This window comes from Microvirga thermotolerans (genome assembly GCF_009363855.1).
Classification (GTDB): Bacteria; Pseudomonadota; Alphaproteobacteria; order Rhizobiales; family Beijerinckiaceae; genus Microvirga; species Microvirga thermotolerans.
The window spans coordinates 2,985,560-3,004,251 of record NZ_CP045423.1 but is presented as its reverse complement, the minus strand read 5'-3'; the positions used below and the strand labels follow the sequence as shown (position 1 = coordinate 3,004,251).

Below are 18,692 nucleotides of genomic sequence, written 5' to 3'. Positions count from 1 at the left end.
GAGGCGTTGCCGCGGCACGAGGCTTCCGGTCCGCGGCCCTTCCCTCGGGAATCCCGAGCCCTTACATCTGCGGCATGAGTCGCATTCCCACCAACGACGTTCCGCCGGACATTCTGGACAACGAGGATGAGGACGAGGCGGTCGCGGTCGAGACCGGGTCCGATGTCGAGTTCGACCTCGAGGCGCATCCCGGCTCCGTCCAGCGCGGGACCGAGGTCATCCGCCGGTTCTGGGCGACGCTGCCCCAGTCTCCGGGCGTGTACCGGATGCTCGATGCCAAGGGCGACGTTCTCTACGTGGGCAAGGCCAAGAGCCTGAAGGCCCGGGTGGGCGCCTACGCGCGCGGCCAGGCGCATTCCAACCGCATCGCGCGGATGATCGCCGAGACGTCCTCCATGGAGTTCGTCACCACGGCGACGGAAACCGAGGCGCTGCTGCTGGAAGCCAATCTCATCAAGCAGCTTCGCCCCCGCTACAACGTGCTGATGCGGGACGACAAGTCGCTCCCCTACATCCTGCTCACCGGCGACCACGAGGCGCCCCAGCTCGTGAAGCATCGCGGCGCGCGCAAGCGCAAGGGCGACTATTACGGGCCCTTCGCCAGCGTCTGGGCGGTGAACCGCACCATCAACGCCCTGCAGCGCGCCTTCCTCCTGCGCTCCTGCAACGACAGCTACTACGAGAACCGCACGCGGCCCTGCCTGCTGTTCCAGATCAAGCGCTGCTCGGGCCCCTGCACGGGCGAGATCTCGCCGGAGGACTATGCCCGCCTCGCAGACGAGGCGCGGGCGTTCCTTTCGGGCAAGTCGAACGCGGTGAAGGCCCGCATCACGGCGGAGATGCAGGAGGCTGCGGAGGCGCTCGAGTTCGAGCGCGCCGCCCGCTGCCGCGACCGCCTCGCGGCCCTCTCGGCGATCCAGGGCGTGCAGGGCATCAACACCCAGTCGGTGGAGGAGGCGGACGTCTTCGCCCTCGACGAGCAGGCCGGGCAGTTCTGCGTGGAGGTGTTCTTCTTCCGCAACTGGCAGAACTGGGGCAACCGCGCCTACTTTCCGAAGGCGGACAAGTCCATGAGCCCGGAGGAGGTGCTCTCCTCCTTCATCGCCCAGTTCTACGACGACAAGCCGGCGCCGCGGCTCATCCTCCTCTCCCACGAGATCGAGGACGCGGAGCTCATGGCGGCGGCGCTCTCGACCCGCGCCGAGGCGAAGGTCGAGATCCACACGCCGCGGCGCGGCGAGCGGCGCCAGCTCATCGAGCACGTGCAGCGCAACGCGAAGGAGGCTCTCGGGCGGCGCCTGGCCGACACCACCTCGCAGCAGAAGCTCCTCGTCTCCCTCGCCCAGGCCTTCGGCTTGCCGAAGGCGCCGCGGCGGGTCGAGGTCTACGACAACTCGCACATCATGGGCACGAACGCGGTCGGGGCCATGATCGTCGCGGGCGCGGGCGGGTTCATGAAGCAGCACTACCGGACCTTCAACATGAAGTCCGAGGACCTCAAGCCCGGCGACGACTACGGCATGATGCGCGAGATGCTCCAGCGCCGCTTCGCGCGGCTCGTGAAGGAGGAGCCGAGGACACCGGGCACTCCCGGCTCCTCCCCACAAGGCGCAGGGGAGCCGGACGGCGCGGACGACGACGGCTTCCCCGCCTGGCCGGACCTGATCCTCATCGACGGCGGCAAGGGCCAGCTGGAGGCGGCCCGGCAGGCTCTCGCGGAGGTCGGCGTCGGCGAGGACGACGTGGCCGTCGTCGGGATCGCCAAGGGGCGGGACCGGGACGCCGGGCGGGAGACCTTCTTCAGGCCCGGGCAGCCGCCCTTCAAGCTGCCGCCGCGCGATCCGGCCCTCTACTTCGTCCAGCGGCTGCGGGACGAGGCCCACCGCTTCGCCATCGGCGCGCACAGGGCGAAGCGCAAGCGGGAGATGACGAAGAACCCTCTCGACGAGATCGCCGGCATCGGCCCTACCCGCAAGCGGGCGCTCCTGCACCATTTCGGAACCGTCAAGGCGATCCAGCGGGCGGCGCTCGAGGACCTCATGAAGGCGCCGGGGGTGAACGCGGCGACCGCGCGGGCGGTGTACGACTTCTTCCACGACAGGGGCTGAGGACGGTCCGGTTGACGGATCGCCCTCAGGCATGCTTCCTGCCTTGTCATGAGCTCCGCCCCCTTCACGCGCCGGTCGAAGGCCTTCAACCTCGCCAACCTGCTGACCTACGGGCGGCTCGCGGCCGTGCCCGCGGTCGTCGGCCTTCTCTTCTGGCCCGAGGACCACTGGTCCCGCTGGGCGGCCCTGGCGATCTTCGCCCTTGCCGGGATCACCGACTACCTGGACGGCTACGTGGCGCGCACCTATTCGCAGCAATCGGCCCTCGGCCGGATGCTCGATCCCATCGCCGACAAGCTCCTCGTCGCGGCCTGCCTCCTGATGCTGGTGGCCGACAGGACGATCCAGGGCTGGTCCCTCTGGGCCGCCATCGTCATCCTGTGCCGGGAGATCCTCGTCTCCGGCCTCAGGGAGTTCCTGGCCGAGCTGAAGGTCGGGGTCCCGGTGAGCCGGGTCGCCAAGTGGAAGACGACGGCCCAGATCGTCGCGGTCGGGTTCCTCGTCGCGGGGCCTGCGGGCGAGTCCGTCCTGCCCGGCACCGTGACGATCGGCACGATTCTCCTGTGGGTGTCCGCGATCCTGACGATCTACACCGGCTGGGACTATCTCAAGACCGGGATCCACCACATGATGGACGAGGGATAGGCGCCATGAGGCTCGTCTATTTCGCCTGGGTGCGCGAGCGCATCGGCCGGACGGACGAGGAGGTGGAGGTGCCGGAGGGCGTCGCCACGGTCGCGGACCTCGTGCGCTGGCTCAAGTCCCGTGGCGAGGAATACGAATACGCCTTCGAGAACGAGGCGGTCGTCCGGGCCGCCGTCGACCGGGTCCATGCCGGGCCGGACCGGCCGATCGCGGGGGCGCGGGAGATCGCCTTCTTCCCGCCCATGACCGGAGGCTGAGTTTCGCCGGAGCCGCCCGTGAACGCCACCGTCCGCATCCAGAGGGAAGGTTTCGACCCGGCCGCGGAGGCCGCGGCGCTCACGAAGGGGCGCGCCGATATCGGCGCCGTCGTTTCCTTCACGGGCCTGTGCCGCGACGAGGGCGGCCGGCTCGCCGCCCTCGAGCTCGAGCATTACCCCGGCATGGCGGAGGACGAGATCCGGCGCATCGCCCGCATGGCCGAGGAACGCTGGCCGCTCCTCGGCCTCACGGTCGTCCATCGCTACGGCAAGGTCCTCCCCGGCGAGGAGATCGTGCTGGTCCTGGCCGCATCGGCCCACCGGCAGGCCGCGTTCGAGGCCGCCTCCTTCCTCATGGACTACCTGAAGACGAAAGCGCCGTTCTGGAAGCGCGAGCACCTCAAGGACGGCACGGTCGGCGCATGGGTGGAGGCCAAGGCGGAGGACGACGCCGCGACCGGGCGATGGGCTCGGGATGTGCCGGCCTGAACCTTGCCGCAAGCCTTGACGGGCGAAGGCCCGGGGCGGACCATCGGCCCCGTGACGGGACCGACGGAGGTGGCCATGCGGTACGTCGTTGTCGCCTTGAGCCTGATGCTCGCCGGAGGCGCAGGTCCGGCCTATCGGGCCGAGACGGCCCTTGCCCAGGCGCCGGGCCACGATCCCGCCGATTGCTGGTGCCGGGCCCAGGGCCGGACCTTCGCGGTGGGCGAGAAGGTCTGCCTCCGGACGCCGGACGGGCCGCGCCTCGCCCAGTGCGGCATGGCGCTCAACGTCACGTCCTGGATCCTCAGCGACACGCCCTGCCTCGACTCATGAAAAACGCTGCCGGAGGGGATCCGGCAGCGCATGTCATGAAAGGCGTTGGGTCGAATGGGCTGTCGGCCTCGGCCGACCGGCGATTCCGTTCAGAAAACCCCGACGACAATGGCGCAGATGAAGGCGAGCGACACGCACACCGCTGCGATGTTGAGCTTGGAAGCCTTGTCCAATTTCGACGTCAGGTTCATGGGGCACCTGTCTAAATGGAGGGGTAAATTAACAAAGCTTTAACACGGTGGAAAGGCCGCCGTACCCAATCGAAACGGTTCGCTGGCAGGCCGTGCCGGGTATAAGGCAGGTTAAACGCTTGGCCGGCCGTCGAAATCCCCTCGCCGGGGGCAGTGGAAAAAAGATGTTGTGCACCGCACTTCGGAAAATCTTCACAAGACGGTCGTGGGCCGGTCAAGTGTTTTCCTGACGTGCCACAGATTTCGTTGAGATGTGCGGAGAAAACACGGCGGTTCCACTCAGAAAAGACTGAAATGGGACCCGGGCTTTCGCCGTTGACGGTCTGTTTACGCCGGGCGGTCTAACCTTCCCCCATGCGTCGTGGGTTGGTTGCGTTCTTTGCCCTATCGCTCGTCGGGCTCGGATTGACGGGGTGCGGCCTGTTCCGGTTCGAGCAGCGCGAGCCGTGGCGCTCGCAGGCCGAGGAGGCCTGCCTGGCCCAGCGGCTCGTGCAGCCCTCCGCCTATGTGGCCCTGTCCGCGAAGATCGACGGACCGGGCGTCTGCGGCATGGATTATCCGTTCAAGGTTTCCGCCTTCAACAACGGCTCCGTCGGCCTCACCTCCAAGGTGACCCTGGCCTGCCCGATCATTCCCCGGATCGACACCTGGATCGACGAGATCGTGAAGCCCGCCGCCGTCCTCTATTTCGGAGTGCCGGTGGTCGACCTGAAGGCGGGCTCCTATTCCTGCCGGCCGCGCAACAACCAGCGGGGCGCCAAGGTGTCCGAGCACGCCTTCGGCAACGCCCTCGACGTCATGGCCTTCATCCTCGCCGACGGGCGCGAGATCGCGGTGGCGAAGGGGTGGAGGGGCGACCCGGCGGAGCAGGACTTCCTGCGGGAGGTGTTCGTGGGGGCCTGCCGCTACTTCAGCACCGTCCTCGCCCCGGGCTCGGACGCGTTCCATTACGATCACCTGCACATCGACCTGGCGCGCCACGACCCGCGCGGCACCCGGCGCATCTGCAAGCCGGTCCTGAAGTTCGCCGCCAGGATCGATCCGGAACGCAGCCGGCTGGCCGCGGCCGAGGCGGCGCAGACGGCGGATCTCGCGCCCGTCGACATGGAGCAGGACCTGCCCGAGACTGCCTACGCGGCGGACCCCGGGCCCGCTCCGGCGTCCTCCGCGCCGGTGCGGACGCCGCTCCCGCCGGGCCCGCTGCACGCATCGTCCGTTCCGCCGGGGGCGGGGCAGGGGCCGTTCGCGGGCCCTCCGCCCGCGCCCGGCGCCTACGGATCGCAGGTTCCGCCTCCGCGCCCGGTCGCGACAGGTCCGGTCCCGCCTGCCTACCGTCCCGTTGCGCCGGGCGCGCCCCTGGTGCTCAACGGCGCGGCGATCTACTGAGGACCGGCCGCCCTTTTCCTGCGGATGCCGGAAGCGGAGCCTTGACGTTCCTGCCCGGCGCTTACATGGTCCAGAAAGATCGTGGATCCGTGGAGCATGGCGATGAAGTGGCTGGCGGCTTTGGTGTCCTGCGTGCTGTTGAGCGCTCCGGCGCTCGCCCGCGAAATAACCCCGGCCGAGCGGCGGGACCATTCCTACAGCGCATCGCTCCCGGCCTGCGCGGACCCCGCCGTCCTCGGGCAGATCTCGTCCGATTTCTCGACCCGCGAGAGCCGCTTCTGGTCGTCCTCCCTCACCATCGTGGGGTTCGAGCGCGTGGTCGAGACCGACTGGCGGCCCTGGGGGCTCGACTACATCCCGCGCCGCTTCTGCACCGGCACCGTGATCGTGTCCGACGGCTACAAGCGCCGGATCAACTATTCGGTCCGGGAGAAGCTCGGCTTCATCGGCATCGGCTGGAGCGCCGACTGGTGCGTGGTCGGGCTCGACCGGAACTACGCCTACGCGCCCCTGTGCAAACAGGCCCAGCCGTGAACCTGGCCCGGTGCCTCGCCCTGGCAGGCGCCTGGCTCCTGAGCGTTCTTCCCGCCGCCGCACAGCCCATGCAGGAGATGCGCGGCGCGCCCGCCGGGGCGTTCGACTTCTACGTGCTCGCCCTGTCCTGGTCGCCCGGCTTCTGCGAGGCCGATGCCCGCGGGAGCGAGCGCAGGCAGTGCGAGGAGGGCAGCGGGCTCGGTTTCGTGGTCCACGGCCTGTGGCCGCAATCGGAGCGCGGCTACCCCACCTTCTGCGAACCGCCCGGGCGCTTCGTGCCGCGCACCGTCCTCGACCGGTTCGAGGGGCTCTTCCCCGATCCCAACCTCGCCCGCTACCAGTGGCGCAAGCACGGGACCTGCTCCGGCCTCGGGCCCGCAGAGTACTTTTCCCTCGTCCGCAAGGCGCGTGAGCTGGTGAGGATCCCCGACAGCCTTACCCTCCTGAAGGCCGATTCCCAGGTGATGCCCATCGAGATCGAGCGCGCCTTCGCCGGCGCCAATCCGGGTCTGCGGCCGGAGATGATGGCGGTGTCCTGCGGGCGGCGGGTGTTCCAGGAGATCCGCATCTGCCTCGACAGGGACCTGCGCGGCTTCCGCCAGTGCCCGGAGGTCGACCGGGACGGCTGCCGCGCCGGCGCGATCGCGGTTCCCGCGCCGCGATAGAGCCGGGTCGCGGCCGGCCGCGATCCGGGGCCGTTCCCTTCGTCTTCCGAACGTGGTTTAGCTCTCCCATGAACTATCGCCATGCCTTCCATGCGGGCAATTTCGCCGACGTCATGAAGCACGCGCTCCTGGTGCGGATCCTCGCCTATCTCCAGCGCAAGGAAACGCCCCTGCGGGTCATCGACACCCATGCGGGGGTGGGTCTCTACGACCTTTCCGGCGACGAGGCCGGACGGACGGGCGAGTGGGTCGACGGGATCGGCCGGCTCGACGAGCCCTTCGCGCCCGAGGTCGAGGCCCTGCTCGCGCCCTATCGCCGGGCGGTCGCGGAGGTCCGCGCCCGCCACGGACAGACCGTCTATCCCGGCTCGCCGGGGATCCTGCGCGAGATGCTCCGCCGCCAGGACCGGGGCGTCCTCGTGGAGCTGCATCCCGCCGATCATGCCCTGCTGAACGCGGCCTTCAACGCGGTGGCGAATCTCAAGGTCCTGCATCTCGACGGATGGACCGCCCTCCATGCCCTCATTCCGCCGAAGGAGAAGCGGGGGCTCGTGCTCATCGACCCGCCCTACGAGCAGCCGAACGAGCTGGAGCGGCTCGGCACGGAGATCCTCCTGGCCCTGCGCAAGTGGGAGACCGGGGTCTATGCCGGCTGGTACCCGATCAAGGCCTTGGGGCCGGTGGACGCGCTCGCGGAGCGGCTCCATGCCGAGAGCCCGCGGCCGGGCCTGCGCCTCGAAATCCTCGTGGACGATCCCCGCGAGCCGGCGCGCCTCAACGGCAGCGGCCTGATCGTCTTCAATCCGCCCTGGTCCCTGCGCGAGGAGGCGGAGGTTCTCCTTCCCGCCCTCGCCGAGCGCCTGTCGCGCGGGAGCTATGCGCGTTATCGCTGTGAGCCGTTCGGCCCGCCGGCGTGAAAGCCGTTGCGGGGGCTGCCCGGGAGCGGCATGAAGGAGCGTCCTTTCCTGCTCCGGGTCATCCCATGCTCACGCTTCGCACCTCTCCCGCGTCTCCCTTCGGCCGCAAGGTGAAGATCGCCGCCTCGCTCCTGGGCCTGTCCGATCGCATCGAGATCGTTCCCGCCGACACCACGGACCCGGCGGACAGCCTGCGCCGCCAGAATCCCCTCGGCAAGATTCCGGCCCTGATCCTCGAGAACGGGGAGGTGCTCTACGATTCGCGGGTGATCGTGGAATATCTCGATCACCTCGCCGGCGGCGGGAAGATCCTGCCCTCCGGCGGGGAGCGCTTCCCGGTCCTGCGCCAGCAGGCGCTCGCGGACGGCATCATGGATGCCGCGCTGCTCCAGGTCTACGAGGGCCGCTTCCGCACGCCCGACCGGCACGAGCCCAAGTGGCTCGAGCTGCAGGCGGGCAAGGTGGAGCGGGCGCTGGCCTACGCCGAGGAGCATCTCTCGACCCCCGCCGCCGCGCTCCACATCGGGCACATCGCGCTCGCCTGCGCCCTCGGCTATCTCGACCTGCGCATGGGCGGGGAGTGGCGCAAGACCCATCCGAAGCTGGTCGCCTGGCTCGCCGACTTCGAGGCCCGCGTGCCCGCCTTCGCCAAGACGCGGGTGGCCGCCTGACAAGAAAAAGGCCCGGATCGCTCCGGGCCTTCTTCCGTCGGAAGGTTCGGTCGGTCTCAGTAGGTCGAGAACTTGTAGTTCAGACCCGCGCGGACCACGCCGAACTCGTCCTTGTTCTTGCCGCCGTAATAACCCACGCCGTAGATGAGGTCATTGCGGTTGCCGTTGTCGATGTTCACGTACAGACCTTCGATCTTCGCGGTCAGGTTGTTCGTGAAGGCGTATTCGAGACCGCCGCCGACGGTCCAGCCGCCGTTGTCGCCGTTGAAGGCGAAACCGCCCGTGGCGTAGATGAGGGCGCGGTCGAAGGCGAAGCCGGCGCGGGCGCGGACGGTGCCGAACCAGTCGTCGGAGTTGTTGCCGGCGTTGTAGTAGCCGAAGACCGGGCTGTAGAGGATCCGGTCGCGGTTGCCGCGGTCGGCGTACTGCACGTCCGCCTCGGCGCCGATCACGAACTGACCGATCTGGTAGTTGTAACCGACCTGGGCGCCGCCGACGAAGCCGCCGTCGTTGCCGCCGTCGCCACCGTAGTAGCCGAGCACCGGATCGTAGAAGAAGGGGTTGTTGCTGCTGGTGTTCCAGCCGTAGCCGGCGTTCACGCCGACGTAGAAACCGGTCCAGGTGAAGACCGGAACGGCCGCGACCACCGGAGCGGGCGGGGCGGCGCGGGCCGGAAGATCGGCCGCGGCGGCGGCACCGGCGAAACCGAAAAGAGCAACGCTGGCAAGAAGGATTTTCTTCATGGTTACTTTCCTATTCGACATCCCGGTCCCGAGACACAAACACACACGCTCAGGGCCGAGTCAGACTACGGAAGCTTTATAGGGCGAGAGCCTCGTGAGATCTGTGACATGTCCACCACAGCACCCCGAGGGCACTGTGTCAGGAATGTGGCAGACGTTGCGTGTTATTCCCCTTTGGCATCCCCTGCGCCTTAGAACGCCTGACGGCCAAGTTGGTTCGAGCCGGCCTGCGCAAAAATGGGTTAGCGCGCATGAACCACGCGGGAAACGGATGAAAGGCAGCAGTTCATGAGCGGAAAGATGCCCGGGGCGGCCCTGGTGACCGGAGGCGCCCGCCGAATCGGGCTCAGCCTCGTCGAGAGGCTCGCGCGCGAGGGGTTCTCGGTCGCGATCCACTGCAACCGCTCCGTCGCCGATGCGGAAGCCGCGGCGGACGCCGTCCGCCGGGCGGGCGGGACGGCGGCGGTGATCCGGGCCGATCTGGCGGATGCCGGGGCGGTCGCGGGGACGGTCGAGGCCGCACGGGCCGCCGTCGGCCCGCTCACGCTCCTCGTCAACAATGCCTCCGAGTTCGAGCCGGACGAGGTGCTCACCCTGTCGCCGGAGCGCTGGGACCGGCATTTCGCCGTCAACCTGCGTGCGCCGGCCTTCCTGGCGCGGGATTTCGCCCGCCAGGTGCCGGAGGCGGGGGAAGGCCTGATCGTCAACATCGTCGACCAGCGCGTCTGGAAGCCGACGCCGCAGTTCTTCTCCTACACCCTGACGAAGGCCGCCCTCTACACGGCCACGAAGACCATGGCGCAGGCGCTCGCGCCCCGGATCCGGGTGAACGCGATCGGGCCCGGGCCCACCCTCGCCAATGCCCGGCAGGCCCCCGAGGATTTCGCGGGGCAGACCGACGCGCTCCTCCTGCGGCGCGGGCCGGGCCCGGAGGAGATCGGCGACGCGCTGATGTATCTCGTCCGCGCCCGCAGCGTGACCGGTCAGATGATCGCCGTGGACGGGGGACAGCACCTCGCCTGGGAGACGCCGGACGTCACAGGTATGAGGGAATGAGGGTGATGGCCGAGATCATGCGGCCGTAATCCGGCTCGCCCCGGTGCGTCGTCCGGCGGTAGCTGAAGAACCGGTCCTCGTGGGTGTAGGTGCACAGGCCCACATTGGCGAACTCGCCGATTCCCGCCCGCTCCAGCCGGCGCCCGATGTAGCCGGGAAGGTCGAACATGGCGTGGCCCGCCCGCTCGCTCGGGCGGAAGAAGTCCTCGTTGGCGGGGTCGTGCCCGGTGAAGGTCGCCTTGAGGTCGGCGCCGACCTCGTAGGCGTCCTGGCTTATGGTGGGGCCGAGCACGGCGACGATCCTGTCGCGCCGCGCTCCGAGCCTCTCCATCGCCTCCAGGGTGGATTCCAGGATGCCGGTCAGCGCGCCGCGCCAGCCCGCATGGGCGGCGCCGACGACGTTCACATGCGGATCGGCGAAGAGCACCGGGCCGCAATCCGCCGTCGTGACGCCGAGGGCGATGCCGGGCACCGCCGTCGCCATGCCGTCCGCCTTCGGGCGCTGTCCGCTCCACGGCGCCTCCACGGTCACGGCATCCGCCGAGTGGACCTGATGGACGCTGATCAGGGCCTCGGGCGCGACCTCCAGCTCCGCCGCCATGCGGCGGCGGTTCTCGCGCACCTTCCCCGGATCGTCCGAGGAGCCGAGCCCGCCGTTCAGGGACGCGTAGAGCCCTTCGGAGACGCCGCCCTCGCGGGTGAAGAAGGCGTGCCGGATATTGGGATAGGCCGCGAGTTCGGGGGCTTCCACATACATGCGTCAGGTCCTTGCGTCAGGTCCTTGCCGGAACGGTGGGACGGGCGGCCAGTCCGGGGACCGCCTCGAGGCTGGGATGGCTTAGCGCCAAAACCTTAAAGAGCTCCCCCATGGCCTCGGGCCCGCGGCCCGTGAGGCGCTCCAGCGCCCGGTCGAGTCCCTCGGCCTGGGCGGGTGTTGCCCGCCGCTTGAGGGCGGCGGTCCGGGCGGCGATCCCGAGCGCCTGCAGGAAATCTCCCTGGGTTGCCATGCCATGGATCCTGAGGCCCTCTCCGGCCGCCGCGGCGGCGATGCGGTGGAAGTCCACATGGGTCGTCAGGTCGGCCTCTCCGGGATCCGCCAGGGGATCGGCGTAGGCGTGGCCCTTCACGGCCTGGAGCGTGTCCCCGAAGGCCGGGCCCCAGTAGCCGTAGTCGATGAGGAGCGCCGCGCCGGTCTGGCGGGCGAGCCTGCGGGCGAGGCCCTGCGCCGCCGCGATCCCGGCGGCCGGCCATTCCAGCACCGCCCCGAGGCGTGGCGGGGTCCCGAGGGCGGGCTCCGGCTCGGGGCGCAGGCCGAAGGCGAGGGCGTCCCCTTCGAGGCCGATGAGCCGCTCGCACCAGCCGCGCTCCGTTGCGACGTACTGGCGCACCGGCAGGGCGTCGAAGAACTCGTTGGCGACGAGGAGCGTCGGGCCCTCCGGCACCTCCTCGAGGCGGTCGTGCCACGACACCGGGACCGGGGCGGAACGGAGCGTCTCTCCCTGGCGTTCGCGGAGCGCCGGGCTCGTCTCCACGAGATGGACGGAGGCCGCAGCCAGGAAGTCCGGCATCAGCCGCGCCGCGCGCAGCAGGTCGGCCATCAGGGTGCCGCGCCCGGGGCCGAGCTCGACGAGGCGCAGGCCGCCGGGGCGGCCCATCCCGTTCCAGACCTCCAGCATCCACAGGCCGATCAGCTCGCCGAACATCTGGCCGATCTCGGGTGCGGTCGTGAAGTCGCCCGCCTGCCCCAGCGGGTCGCGGGTGGCGTAGTAATGCGCGAGGCACAGGCTCATGTAGCGCTCGACCGGGATCGGCCCCTCGAGGGCGATCAGGTCGCGCAGGGTCCTTGCGAGGGCGCTCACGCGGGCTCGGTTGTGGCTTGGGCGCGCGTCGCGCCCCGGGCGGCGAGCCAGATGGCGACGATGCCGGCGACCGCCATGGGAACCGACAGGAGCATCCCCATGGTGATGCCGCCGCCGAGGAGCGGGACCGAGCCGCCGAACAGGAAGCCGAGTTGCTCGTCCGGCTCGCGGAAGAACTCGCAGGCGATCCGCGCCAGGGCATAGCCCAGCAGGAAGATGCCGCCGACGAGGCCCGGGCGGCGAAAGCCGAAGGCGCGCACCGCCACGGCCATCACGAGGAACAGGAGAAGGCCCTCGGCGAAGGCCTCGTAGAGCTGGCTCGGGTGCCGCGGCACCGGACCCGCATGGGGAAAGACGACCGCGTAGGGGAAGTCCGGCGCCGGGCGGCCCCACAATTCGCCGTTGATGAAGTTGGCGATGCGGCCGAAGAACAGGCCGATGGGCGCGACCGTGGAGGCGAGGTCGAGGATCGTCAGGGCCGAGAGTCCCCGCGAGCGGGCGAACAGGACGATGGCGAGCGCCGCGCCGAGGAAGCCGCCGTGGAAGGACATGCCGCCCCGCCAGACGGCGAAGATCTCCAGCGGATGCGCGAGATAGGCCTTGAGGTTGTAGAACAGGACGTAGCCCGTGCGTCCGCCGAGGACGACCCCGAGGGCGACCCAGACGATGAGGTCGTCGATGTCCGCGGGCTTCGGCTGGGGCGAGGGCATCCACAGGTCCGCCCGGGCCGCCAGGCGCTTCGCGTAGAACCAGCCTCCCAGCAGCCCGGCCACGTAGGCGAGGGCATACCAGCGGATCGCGAAGGGACCGATCGAGAAGGCGACCGGGTCGATGACGGGGAAGGCGAGTCCTGAGGGCATTCGGAGGAGCCTTGATCGCTTTTCCTGCCATTGGACCGGCGGGGCCGGGATCGTCAACCCTGTTGCAGCCGGCGGAAAAAGCGCCCACATGTGGGCCATGCGGGCGCTGCGCCCGCCCCATCCCGACGGACAGACCCATGACCCAGACCTCCAACCGGCTCTTCGACGAACTCGCCCGCCTCGCGACGGATGCCGCCGGCGCCGCGCAGGGCCTCCGCCGGGAGGTGGAGACGGTGGTCAGGAGCCAGATCGAGCGCCTCGTCCAGGACATGGACGTGGCGCGGCGCGAGGAGGTCGAGGTGCTGCGCGAGATGGTGGCGGCGGCCCGCGAGGAGAACGAGCGGCTCGCCCGGCGCGTCGCGGCGCTCGAGGCGAAGCTCGCCGGAACGGCCCCTGCGAATCCGGCGCCCTGACGCCTTCCACAGCCTTCTCGCTGCCGCGGGGGTGGCTTTTGTGGACAGGTCAGACCGACGCATTGTGGCGGGAGTCAAAATCTAAGACTGTCCTTCCATGAGTTGATTCGTTGCGGAACTGGGAAAAGCTTCCGAATACTCAAGGTATTTCAGGAGAAGAGCCCGGTTTTCCCACGGATCTACGTTACGACATTGCCTGGATGTGCTGAGCGTGTTCGGGCAAAAGAGTTTCATGGAACGATATGTCTCAGCTGCACGTCGAAATTGACCGCCTGGAACACCCGCTCGACGTGGTCGAACGGCTCGCTTCCCTGAAGGACTGGATCTTCGACCGGGCCGAGGCTGACGAGATGTCCGTTTCCGTGTCCGGGCGCTGGGCGGATTACCATATCGCCTTCACTTGGATCGAGGACGTCGAGGCGCTCCACGTGGCCTGCGCCTTCGACCTGAAGGTGCCCGACCGGCGCCGCCAGGAGGTCCTCCAGCTCATCTCCCGCATCAACGAGCAGCTCTGGGTCGGGCATTTCGATCTGTGGAGCCGCGAGAACGTGGTGATGTTCCGCCACGCGCTCCTGCTGGCCGGCGGGGCCGACCCCACGCAGGGCCAGTGCGAGACCATGCTGCGCGTCGCGGTGGAGGCGTGCGAGCGCTATTTCCAGGCCTTCCAGTTCGTGATGTGGGCCGGCAAGTCTCCCAAGGAGGCCCTCGACGCGGTGCTCTTCGAGACCGAGGGCGAGGCCTGATCCGGCCTCGACAGGGACGGGGCGCGGCGCATAGATTGCGCATCCCGTGAACGCTCGTCCAAGGTCCGTCATGTCAAAGCCCGCGTCCCGCCTGCCGTCTTCCCTCGTCCTCGTCGGAGCCGGCAAGATGGGCGGCGCGATGCTGGAGGGCTGGCTCGCCGAAGGCATGCCGCCGCAGGGCATTGCCGTGATCGAGCCGCGCCCCTCGGAGGAGATGGCGCGGCTGTGCGGCGAGCGCGGGGTCGCGCTCAATCCGAAGGAGCCCGCGGCTCCCGAGGTCCTCGTCCTCGCCATCAAGCCGCAGATGCTCGACGAGGCCGCGAAGGACCTCGACGCCCTGGTCGGATCCGGCACCCTCCTCGTGTCGATCCTCGCGGGCAAGACCATCGGCGACCTGCGCAAGCGCCTGCCGACGGCCCGCGCCGTGGTGCGCGCCATGCCGAACCTTCCCGCCAGCATCGGGCGCGGCGCGACGGGTGCGGCGGCGAGCTCCGAGGTCACGGAGGCGCAGCGCCTCGTGGCCGACGCGCTCCTGCGCAGCGTCGGAGCGGTCGAGTGGCTCCCTTCGGAAAGCCTCATCGACGCGGTCACCGCCGTTTCCGGTTCCGGGCCCGCCTACGTTTTCCATCTGGTCGAGTGTCTCGCGGAGGCGGGCATCGCCGCGGGACTGCCCGCAGACCTCTCCCAGCGCCTTGCCCGCGCCACCGTCGCGGGAGCGGGCGAACTCCTGTTCAGGAGCGATCTCTCCGCCGCGACCCTGCGCCAGAACGTGACCTCCCCCGGAGGCACCACGGCGGCCGGGCTCCAGGTGCTCATGGCCGATCCGGGCGGCCTCAAGGCCCTCATGCGCGAAACCGTTGCTGCGGCAAAGAAGCGTGCCGAGGAGCTGGCGGGCTGACGGAGGCTGCGCGCCGCCTACATAACAGGTGAAGCGATTCACACGGTCGGAGAGTGACATGGCTGCGGACGTATCATCCAAGCGCAAGGCGGTGGTGGAGGCGCTGATGGAACTCGCCTCCCGGCGGCGGTGGGATGAGATCGAGGTCGGCGACATCGCCCGGGCGGCCCATCTCTCCCTCTCCGAGTTCCGCGAGCTCTTTCCCTCGAAGGGGGCGGTGCTCGGTGCCTTCTCCCGCATGATCGACAGGCAGGTCCTGGAGGGCACGACGGACGATCTCGCGCAGGAGCCGGCCCGGGAGCGCGTCTTCGACGTGATGATGCGCCGCTTCGATGCGCTCGCTCCCTACAAGAACGCCATCCGCAACATCGTGAACGACCTTCGCTTCGATCCGCTGGCCCTGGCGGCGCTCAACCGCGAGGCGCTCAACTCGCAGCGCTTCATGCTCGCCGCCGCCGGCATTCCTACCGAGGGCGCGCTGGGGACGCTGAAGATCCAGGGCGCGGCCCTCGTCTATGCGAACACGCTGCGGGCATGGCTCGACGACGACGATCCGGCCATGGCCAAGACCATGGCCCGCCTCGACCGCGAACTGCGCCGGGGCGAGCAGGTGCTCGAGCGCGCCGACGACCTGCGCCGGCTGACGGCGCCGCTGCGGGCCGTCGGGCGCGCCCTGCTGGAGGGGCGCCGTCCGGCGAGAAGCTACACGAAGCGCAAGGACGATGGCGAGGCGAGCAATCCGGCCGCCGCCATCTGACGAAGAGAGGGGAAGGGGGCATCCATGGACCAGGCGAGCACACGGCCCGCGACGATCGCGTTCGACGATTTCCTGAAGGTCGACATCCGCGTCGGCCGCATCGTCGCGGCGGAGCCCTTCCCGCAGGCGCGCAAGCCCGCCTTCAAGCTCACCATCGATTTCGGTCCCGAGATCGGCATCAAGCGCTCCTCGGCGCAGATCACCGTCAACCACGCCCTCGACGCCCTCGTGGGAAGCCAGGTCCTTGCGGTCGTGAACTTCCCGCCGCGCCAGATCGGTCCCTTCATGTCGGAGGTGCTGACGCTGGGCGTTCCCGACGCCAACGGCGACGTGATGCTCATCCGCCCCGACCGCGAGGTGCCGCCGGGCGGGCGGCTCTACTGACGCCCTGACGCGAGGCCGCCTTCCGTCACGCCGGCAGGCGCACCGTCGCGCGCAGGCCGCCGAGCGGGCTGTCGCCGAGGGTGATGTCGCCGCCGTGCGAGCGGGCGATGTCGCGGGCGATGGCGAGGCCGAGACCGGAGCCGCCCTCGTCCTGGTTGCGCGCCTCGTCCAGCCGCACGAACGGCTTGAAGACCTCCTCGCGCATCTCCGGGGGAATGCCCGGCCCGTCGTCGTCCACGTGGAGCACGAGCCAGCGCGTCTCGTGGTTGGCGCTGATCTCGATCCGCTCGCCGTGCCGGGCCGCATTGGCGACGAGGTTGAACAGGAGGCGCCGGAAGGCGTCCGGCCTCACGGTGACGATCGGGTCGCCCACGATGTCGAGGGTCGTCGAATGGCCCTGCCGCTCCGCATCGGCCTGAAGATCGTGGAGGAGGGGGCGCAGGTCCGTCTCCACCGCCTGCTCGCCCGTGTCGCCCCGGGCGAAGGCGAGATAGCCCTCCAGCATGCGGCTCATCTCGTCCACGTCGCGCTTCAGGTCCTCCACCTCCGGCGTCTGTCGCAGCAGGGCGAGCGAGAGCTTGAACCGGGTGAGGATGGTGCGCAGGTCGTGGCTCACGCCGTTGAGCATGGTGGTGCGCTGCTCGATGTTGCGCTCGATCCTGCGCTTCATCTCCAGGAACGAATGGCCCGCCTGCCGCACCTCGCGCGCGCCGCGGGGGCGGAAGTCGATCTCGCGGCCCTTGCCGAGCGCCTCGGCCGCCTCGGCGAGGCGCAGGATCGGCCGGATCTGGTTGCGCAGGAACAGGATGGCGATGCCCATCAGCACAAGGGAGGAGCCGCCCATCCACACGAGGAAGATGTGCGAGTTGGAGGCGTAGGCCTGGCTGCGCCGCGTCAGCACGCGCATCACCGTCCTGGGATCGAGCTTGACGCGGATCTCGATGAAGCTGGAGCGGCCGACCGTATCCATCCAGTAGGGCCGGTCGATCTGCCGGCGCAGCTCGTCGGAGAGCGCCTCGTCGAGGATCGAGAAGAACGGCTTCGGCCCCGGCGGCGGCAGGTCCGTGTCGTGCAGGATGTCCACGTCGAGCTGGAGCCGCTCCGAGGCGATCCGGGCGAGGGTGGTCGCGTCCTTGTCCTGCGGGTAGCTCTCGTAGATGTCGATCAGCGCCGCGATGTCGGAGGTGACGGCGGAGGAGAGACGCCGGGTCACGAGCTGCCAGTGGCGCTCCATGAAGACATAGGCGACCACCGACTGCAGCAGGACGATGGGGGCGATGATGATGATGAGCGAGCGCGCGTAGAGGCCCTTCGGCAGGACCCGCCCGAGCCAGCGCATGGCCATGTCGAACGGGGAGTGCTTCAGGGCCGCGCCGAGCTTCATCGGTCGATCACGAGGCGGTAGCCGACGCCGCGCACCGTCTGCAGGAAGATGGGATTGGCCGGATCGCTTTCGATCTTGCGGCGCAGGCGGTTGATCTGCACGTCGACCGTGCGCTCGTTCGCCGCGAGCCCGCTGCCGGCGAGCTCCTCTCGCGCGACGTTGTCGCCGGCCCGCGAGCCGAGGATCGTCAGGATCTCGCGCTCGCGCTCCGTGATGCGCACGATCTCCTCGCCCTTGCGCAGTTCGCCCCGGTCGAACCGGTAGGTGAAGGGGCCGAAGCGCACCGTCTCGGGAATCTCCTGGGCGGGAGCCTCGGCGGGGGCGGCCCGCTTGAGGATGTTGCCGAGGCGCAGGAGGAGCTCGCGCGGCTCGAAGGGTTTCGGCAGGTAGTCGTCGGCGCCGATCTCGAGGCCCGTGACCCGGTCCTGCGCGTCGGCGCGGGCGGTCAGCATCAGGATCGGGATCTGCGAGGTCTGTCTCAGGCTGCGGGCGTAGTCGAAGCCCGACTCGCCCGGCATCATCACGTCGAGCACCAGGGCGTCGAACACGAAGTTCTCCGCCTTCGCCCGCGCCTCGGCCGCGCTCGCCGCCGTCGTGATGCGATAGCCGTTCTCGGTCAGGAACCGGGCGAGGAGGTCGCGCAGGCGCCGGTCGTCGTCCACGACGAGGACGTGGGGGGCGTGGTCGGGAATGTCGATGCGTGCGGCTTCCATCGGCTCGGGCTTCTATCAGACTTTCTCGGTCCCGAACACGAGGCGCTCCACATGCGCCCGGTCGTCCGGGTCGATCAGGCGCAGGAGATAGCGCGTGACGGCATCCTTGGCATCCGGCTCCATGTCGGCCAGCGCCCGGGCGATGCGCCGGGTCTGCAGCCTGGCGAGCTTCTGGGCCAAATCATGGCCCTGCGGCGTGGCGTAGAGCAGGCGCTGGCGCCGGTCGGCGGTGCCGGTCCGGCTTTCGACGAAGCGCTTCTCGATCAGCTCCTTGAGGACGCGGTTCAGGCTCTGCTTGGTGATGCGCAGGATGTCGAGCAGTTCCGCGATGGTCAGGCCGGGCTGGCGGTCCACGAAGTGGAGCACCCGGTGATGGGCCCGCCCGAAGCCGTACTCGTCGAGGATCCGGTCCGGGTCGCTGACGAAGTCCCGGTAGGCGAAGAAGAGAAGCTCGATCAGATCATAGGCGGGCTGCCCGGCGTGGGTGTCCCCGTCGGGCTTGGGAATTCTGAGAGCCGGGATTGCGTCTGGCACCGTCCACGTCCATTATTAAGTCAGCGTTGTTGACATATCTCAAGTCGATTGTTACTCGTCAAGGCGCTTCCGCGAAATGAACGAACGTGAAACCGCGCGGAACGGCATCGGAAATTACGCGACCCCGGTGAGCCATAAGGTCGCCCTTCAGGAGA

The 18,692-nt window shown here is 69.2% G+C and carries 23 protein-coding genes; 16 read left to right on the top strand and 7 right to left on the bottom strand.

Going from position 1 to position 18,692, the window contains the following annotated elements; all coding sequences use genetic code 11:
- The first annotated feature begins 74 nt into the window (after nucleotides 1–74).
- The 10 genes from uvrC (at nucleotide 75) to GDR74_RS14175 (ending at nucleotide 8,193) form a co-directional block, all read left to right on the top strand.
- Nucleotides 75–2,108 carry an excinuclease ABC subunit UvrC gene (gene uvrC, locus GDR74_RS14220; protein ID WP_152586918.1) on the top strand — a complete coding sequence of 678 codons (2,034 nt, stop codon included), beginning with the start codon at nucleotides 75–77 and terminating at the stop codon, nucleotides 2,106–2,108.
- Between the two features lie 48 nt (nucleotides 2,109–2,156).
- Nucleotides 2,157–2,753, top strand: coding sequence for a CDP-diacylglycerol--glycerol-3-phosphate 3-phosphatidyltransferase (gene pgsA, locus GDR74_RS14215; protein WP_152586917.1), 597 nt, complete (start codon nucleotides 2,157–2,159; stop codon nucleotides 2,751–2,753).
- Between the two features lie 5 nt (nucleotides 2,754–2,758).
- A complete protein-coding gene (moaD, locus tag GDR74_RS14210) occupies nucleotides 2,759–3,010 on the top strand; it encodes a molybdopterin converting factor subunit 1 (RefSeq protein WP_152586916.1) in 252 nt (83 codons plus the stop codon).
- An 18-nt stretch (nucleotides 3,011–3,028) separates the two neighbouring features.
- Nucleotides 3,029–3,499 carry a molybdenum cofactor biosynthesis protein MoaE gene (locus GDR74_RS14205; protein ID WP_152586915.1) on the top strand — a complete coding sequence of 157 codons (471 nt, stop codon included), beginning with the start codon at nucleotides 3,029–3,031 and terminating at the stop codon, nucleotides 3,497–3,499.
- Between the two features lie 75 nt (nucleotides 3,500–3,574).
- Nucleotides 3,575–3,829: a hypothetical protein gene (locus tag GDR74_RS14200; RefSeq protein ID WP_152586914.1), complete on the top strand. Its 255-nt coding sequence runs from the start codon at nucleotides 3,575–3,577 to the stop codon at nucleotides 3,827–3,829.
- A 545-nt stretch (nucleotides 3,830–4,374) separates the two neighbouring features.
- Nucleotides 4,375–5,406: an extensin family protein gene (locus GDR74_RS14195; RefSeq protein WP_152586913.1), complete on the top strand. Its 1,032-nt coding sequence runs from the start codon at nucleotides 4,375–4,377 to the stop codon at nucleotides 5,404–5,406.
- Nucleotides 5,407–5,502: 96 nt separating this feature from the next.
- Entirely contained in the window at nucleotides 5,503–5,940 is a 438-nt protein-coding gene (locus GDR74_RS14190) for a hypothetical protein (RefSeq protein ID WP_246179556.1), read from the top strand.
- Entirely contained in the window at nucleotides 5,937–6,605 is a 669-nt protein-coding gene (locus GDR74_RS14185) for a ribonuclease T2 family protein (protein ID WP_246179554.1), read from the top strand. The genes GDR74_RS14190 and GDR74_RS14185 overlap by 4 nt, the downstream gene beginning before the upstream one ends.
- Nucleotides 6,606–6,673: 68 nt before the next feature.
- Nucleotides 6,674–7,522 (top strand): 23S rRNA (adenine(2030)-N(6))-methyltransferase RlmJ, encoded by an 849-nt coding sequence (locus GDR74_RS14180; RefSeq protein WP_152586912.1) that lies wholly within the window; start codon nucleotides 6,674–6,676, stop codon nucleotides 7,520–7,522.
- A gap of 65 nt (nucleotides 7,523–7,587) precedes the next feature.
- On the top strand, nucleotides 7,588–8,193 hold the full coding sequence (locus GDR74_RS14175; RefSeq protein ID WP_152586911.1) for a glutathione S-transferase family protein: 606 nt from the start codon (nucleotides 7,588–7,590) through the stop codon (nucleotides 8,191–8,193).
- Nucleotides 8,194–8,249: 56 nt separating this feature from the next.
- Here GDR74_RS14175 and GDR74_RS14170 read toward each other — a convergent pair whose 3' ends face one another.
- Nucleotides 8,250–8,936, bottom strand: coding sequence for an outer membrane protein (locus GDR74_RS14170; protein WP_152586910.1), 687 nt, complete (start codon nucleotides 8,934–8,936; stop codon nucleotides 8,250–8,252).
- Nucleotides 8,937–9,224: 288 nt separating this feature from the next.
- On the opposite strand from GDR74_RS14170, the gene GDR74_RS14165 reads away from it, so the two are divergent.
- Nucleotides 9,225–9,992 (top strand): SDR family oxidoreductase, encoded by a 768-nt coding sequence (locus GDR74_RS14165; RefSeq protein ID WP_246179551.1) that lies wholly within the window; start codon nucleotides 9,225–9,227, stop codon nucleotides 9,990–9,992.
- On the opposite strand, the gene pgeF is transcribed toward GDR74_RS14165, so the two are convergent.
- Genes pgeF through lgt form a run of 3 tightly spaced genes read right to left on the bottom strand, consistent with a single transcriptional unit; the run spans nucleotide 9,973 to nucleotide 12,711 of the window.
- Nucleotides 9,973–10,749, bottom strand: a complete 777-nt coding sequence (gene pgeF, locus GDR74_RS14160; protein ID WP_152586909.1) for a peptidoglycan editing factor PgeF — start codon at nucleotides 10,747–10,749, stop codon at nucleotides 9,973–9,975. The two genes, GDR74_RS14165 and pgeF, sit on opposite strands and share 20 nt — an antisense overlap.
- 16 nt (nucleotides 10,750–10,765) lie before the next feature.
- Nucleotides 10,766–11,851 (bottom strand): class I SAM-dependent methyltransferase, encoded by a 1,086-nt coding sequence (locus tag GDR74_RS14155; protein ID WP_246179540.1) that lies wholly within the window; start codon nucleotides 11,849–11,851, stop codon nucleotides 10,766–10,768.
- The gene (gene lgt, locus GDR74_RS14150) at nucleotides 11,848–12,711 is read right to left on the bottom strand and encodes a prolipoprotein diacylglyceryl transferase (RefSeq protein WP_152586908.1); all 864 of its coding nucleotides are present in this window, start codon (nucleotides 12,709–12,711) and stop codon (nucleotides 11,848–11,850) included. The genes GDR74_RS14155 and lgt overlap by 4 nt, the downstream gene beginning before the upstream one ends.
- A 137-nt stretch (nucleotides 12,712–12,848) precedes the next feature.
- Here lgt and GDR74_RS14145 point away from each other — a divergent pair, with 137 nt between their 5' ends.
- From GDR74_RS14145 to GDR74_RS14125, 5 genes are all read left to right on the top strand, one after another.
- On the top strand, nucleotides 12,849–13,124 hold the full coding sequence (locus GDR74_RS14145; RefSeq protein ID WP_152586907.1) for an accessory factor UbiK family protein: 276 nt from the start codon (nucleotides 12,849–12,851) through the stop codon (nucleotides 13,122–13,124).
- Nucleotides 13,125–13,366: 242 nt separating this feature from the next.
- Entirely contained in the window at nucleotides 13,367–13,867 is a 501-nt protein-coding gene (locus GDR74_RS14140; protein WP_152586906.1) for a type III secretion system chaperone family protein, read from the top strand.
- A gap of 70 nt (nucleotides 13,868–13,937) precedes the next feature.
- Nucleotides 13,938–14,765, top strand: a complete 828-nt coding sequence (gene proC / locus GDR74_RS14135) for a pyrroline-5-carboxylate reductase (RefSeq protein WP_152586905.1) — start codon at nucleotides 13,938–13,940, stop codon at nucleotides 14,763–14,765.
- A 58-nt stretch (nucleotides 14,766–14,823) separates the two neighbouring features.
- Nucleotides 14,824–15,522 carry a TetR/AcrR family transcriptional regulator gene (locus GDR74_RS14130; RefSeq protein WP_152586904.1) on the top strand — a complete coding sequence of 233 codons (699 nt, stop codon included), beginning with the start codon at nucleotides 14,824–14,826 and terminating at the stop codon, nucleotides 15,520–15,522.
- A 24-nt stretch (nucleotides 15,523–15,546) separates the two neighbouring features.
- Nucleotides 15,547–15,906, top strand: a complete 360-nt coding sequence (locus GDR74_RS14125) for a tRNA-binding protein (protein ID WP_152586903.1) — start codon at nucleotides 15,547–15,549, stop codon at nucleotides 15,904–15,906.
- Between the two features lie 25 nt (nucleotides 15,907–15,931).
- Here GDR74_RS14125 and GDR74_RS14120 read toward each other — a convergent pair whose 3' ends face one another.
- The 3 genes from GDR74_RS14120 to GDR74_RS14110 are packed head-to-tail and all read right to left on the bottom strand — an operon-like array spanning nucleotide 15,932 to nucleotide 18,525.
- Complete coding sequence (locus GDR74_RS14120; RefSeq protein ID WP_152586902.1) at nucleotides 15,932–17,290, bottom strand: ATP-binding protein; 1,359 nt, start codon at nucleotides 17,288–17,290, stop codon at nucleotides 15,932–15,934.
- On the bottom strand, nucleotides 17,287–18,003 hold the full coding sequence (locus GDR74_RS14115; protein WP_152586901.1) for a response regulator: 717 nt from the start codon (nucleotides 18,001–18,003) through the stop codon (nucleotides 17,287–17,289). Before GDR74_RS14115 ends, GDR74_RS14120 begins: the two co-directional genes overlap by 4 nt.
- Before the next feature lie 15 nt (nucleotides 18,004–18,018).
- Complete coding sequence (locus GDR74_RS14110; RefSeq protein ID WP_246180172.1) at nucleotides 18,019–18,525, bottom strand: MarR family winged helix-turn-helix transcriptional regulator; 507 nt, start codon at nucleotides 18,523–18,525, stop codon at nucleotides 18,019–18,021.
- Nucleotides 18,526–18,692: the final 167 nt, after the last annotated feature.

Bases quoted from the DNA above. Each gene is read 5' to 3' on its own strand.
- uvrC (WP_152586918.1), top strand. From the start codon at position 75: ATGAGTCGCATTCCCACCAACGACGTTCCGCCGGACATTCTGGACAAC.
- pgsA (WP_152586917.1), top strand. From the start codon at position 2,157: ATGAGCTCCGCCCCCTTCACGCGCCGGTCGAAGGCCTTCAACCTCGCC.
- moaD (WP_152586916.1), top strand. From the start codon at position 2,759: ATGAGGCTCGTCTATTTCGCCTGGGTGCGCGAGCGCATCGGCCGGACG.
- GDR74_RS14200 (WP_152586914.1), top strand. From the start codon at position 3,575: ATGCGGTACGTCGTTGTCGCCTTGAGCCTGATGCTCGCCGGAGGCGCA.
- GDR74_RS14195 (WP_152586913.1), top strand. From the start codon at position 4,375: ATGCGTCGTGGGTTGGTTGCGTTCTTTGCCCTATCGCTCGTCGGGCTC.
- GDR74_RS14190 (WP_246179556.1), top strand. From the start codon at position 5,503: ATGGCGATGAAGTGGCTGGCGGCTTTGGTGTCCTGCGTGCTGTTGAGC.
- GDR74_RS14180 (WP_152586912.1), top strand. From the start codon at position 6,674: ATGAACTATCGCCATGCCTTCCATGCGGGCAATTTCGCCGACGTCATG.
- GDR74_RS14175 (WP_152586911.1), top strand. From the start codon at position 7,588: ATGCTCACGCTTCGCACCTCTCCCGCGTCTCCCTTCGGCCGCAAGGTG.
- GDR74_RS14170 (WP_152586910.1), bottom strand. From the start codon at position 8,936: ATGAAGAAAATCCTTCTTGCCAGCGTTGCTCTTTTCGGTTTCGCCGGT.
- GDR74_RS14165 (WP_246179551.1), top strand. From the start codon at position 9,225: ATGAGCGGAAAGATGCCCGGGGCGGCCCTGGTGACCGGAGGCGCCCGC.
- pgeF (WP_152586909.1), bottom strand. From the start codon at position 10,749: ATGTATGTGGAAGCCCCCGAACTCGCGGCCTATCCCAATATCCGGCAC.
- lgt (WP_152586908.1), bottom strand. From the start codon at position 12,711: ATGCCCTCAGGACTCGCCTTCCCCGTCATCGACCCGGTCGCCTTCTCG.
- GDR74_RS14145 (WP_152586907.1), top strand. From the start codon at position 12,849: ATGACCCAGACCTCCAACCGGCTCTTCGACGAACTCGCCCGCCTCGCG.
- GDR74_RS14140 (WP_152586906.1), top strand. From the start codon at position 13,367: ATGTCTCAGCTGCACGTCGAAATTGACCGCCTGGAACACCCGCTCGAC.
- proC (WP_152586905.1), top strand. From the start codon at position 13,938: ATGTCAAAGCCCGCGTCCCGCCTGCCGTCTTCCCTCGTCCTCGTCGGA.
- GDR74_RS14130 (WP_152586904.1), top strand. From the start codon at position 14,824: ATGGCTGCGGACGTATCATCCAAGCGCAAGGCGGTGGTGGAGGCGCTG.
- GDR74_RS14125 (WP_152586903.1), top strand. From the start codon at position 15,547: ATGGACCAGGCGAGCACACGGCCCGCGACGATCGCGTTCGACGATTTC.
- GDR74_RS14120 (WP_152586902.1), bottom strand. From the start codon at position 17,290: ATGAAGCTCGGCGCGGCCCTGAAGCACTCCCCGTTCGACATGGCCATG.
- GDR74_RS14115 (WP_152586901.1), bottom strand. From the start codon at position 18,003: ATGGAAGCCGCACGCATCGACATTCCCGACCACGCCCCCCACGTCCTC.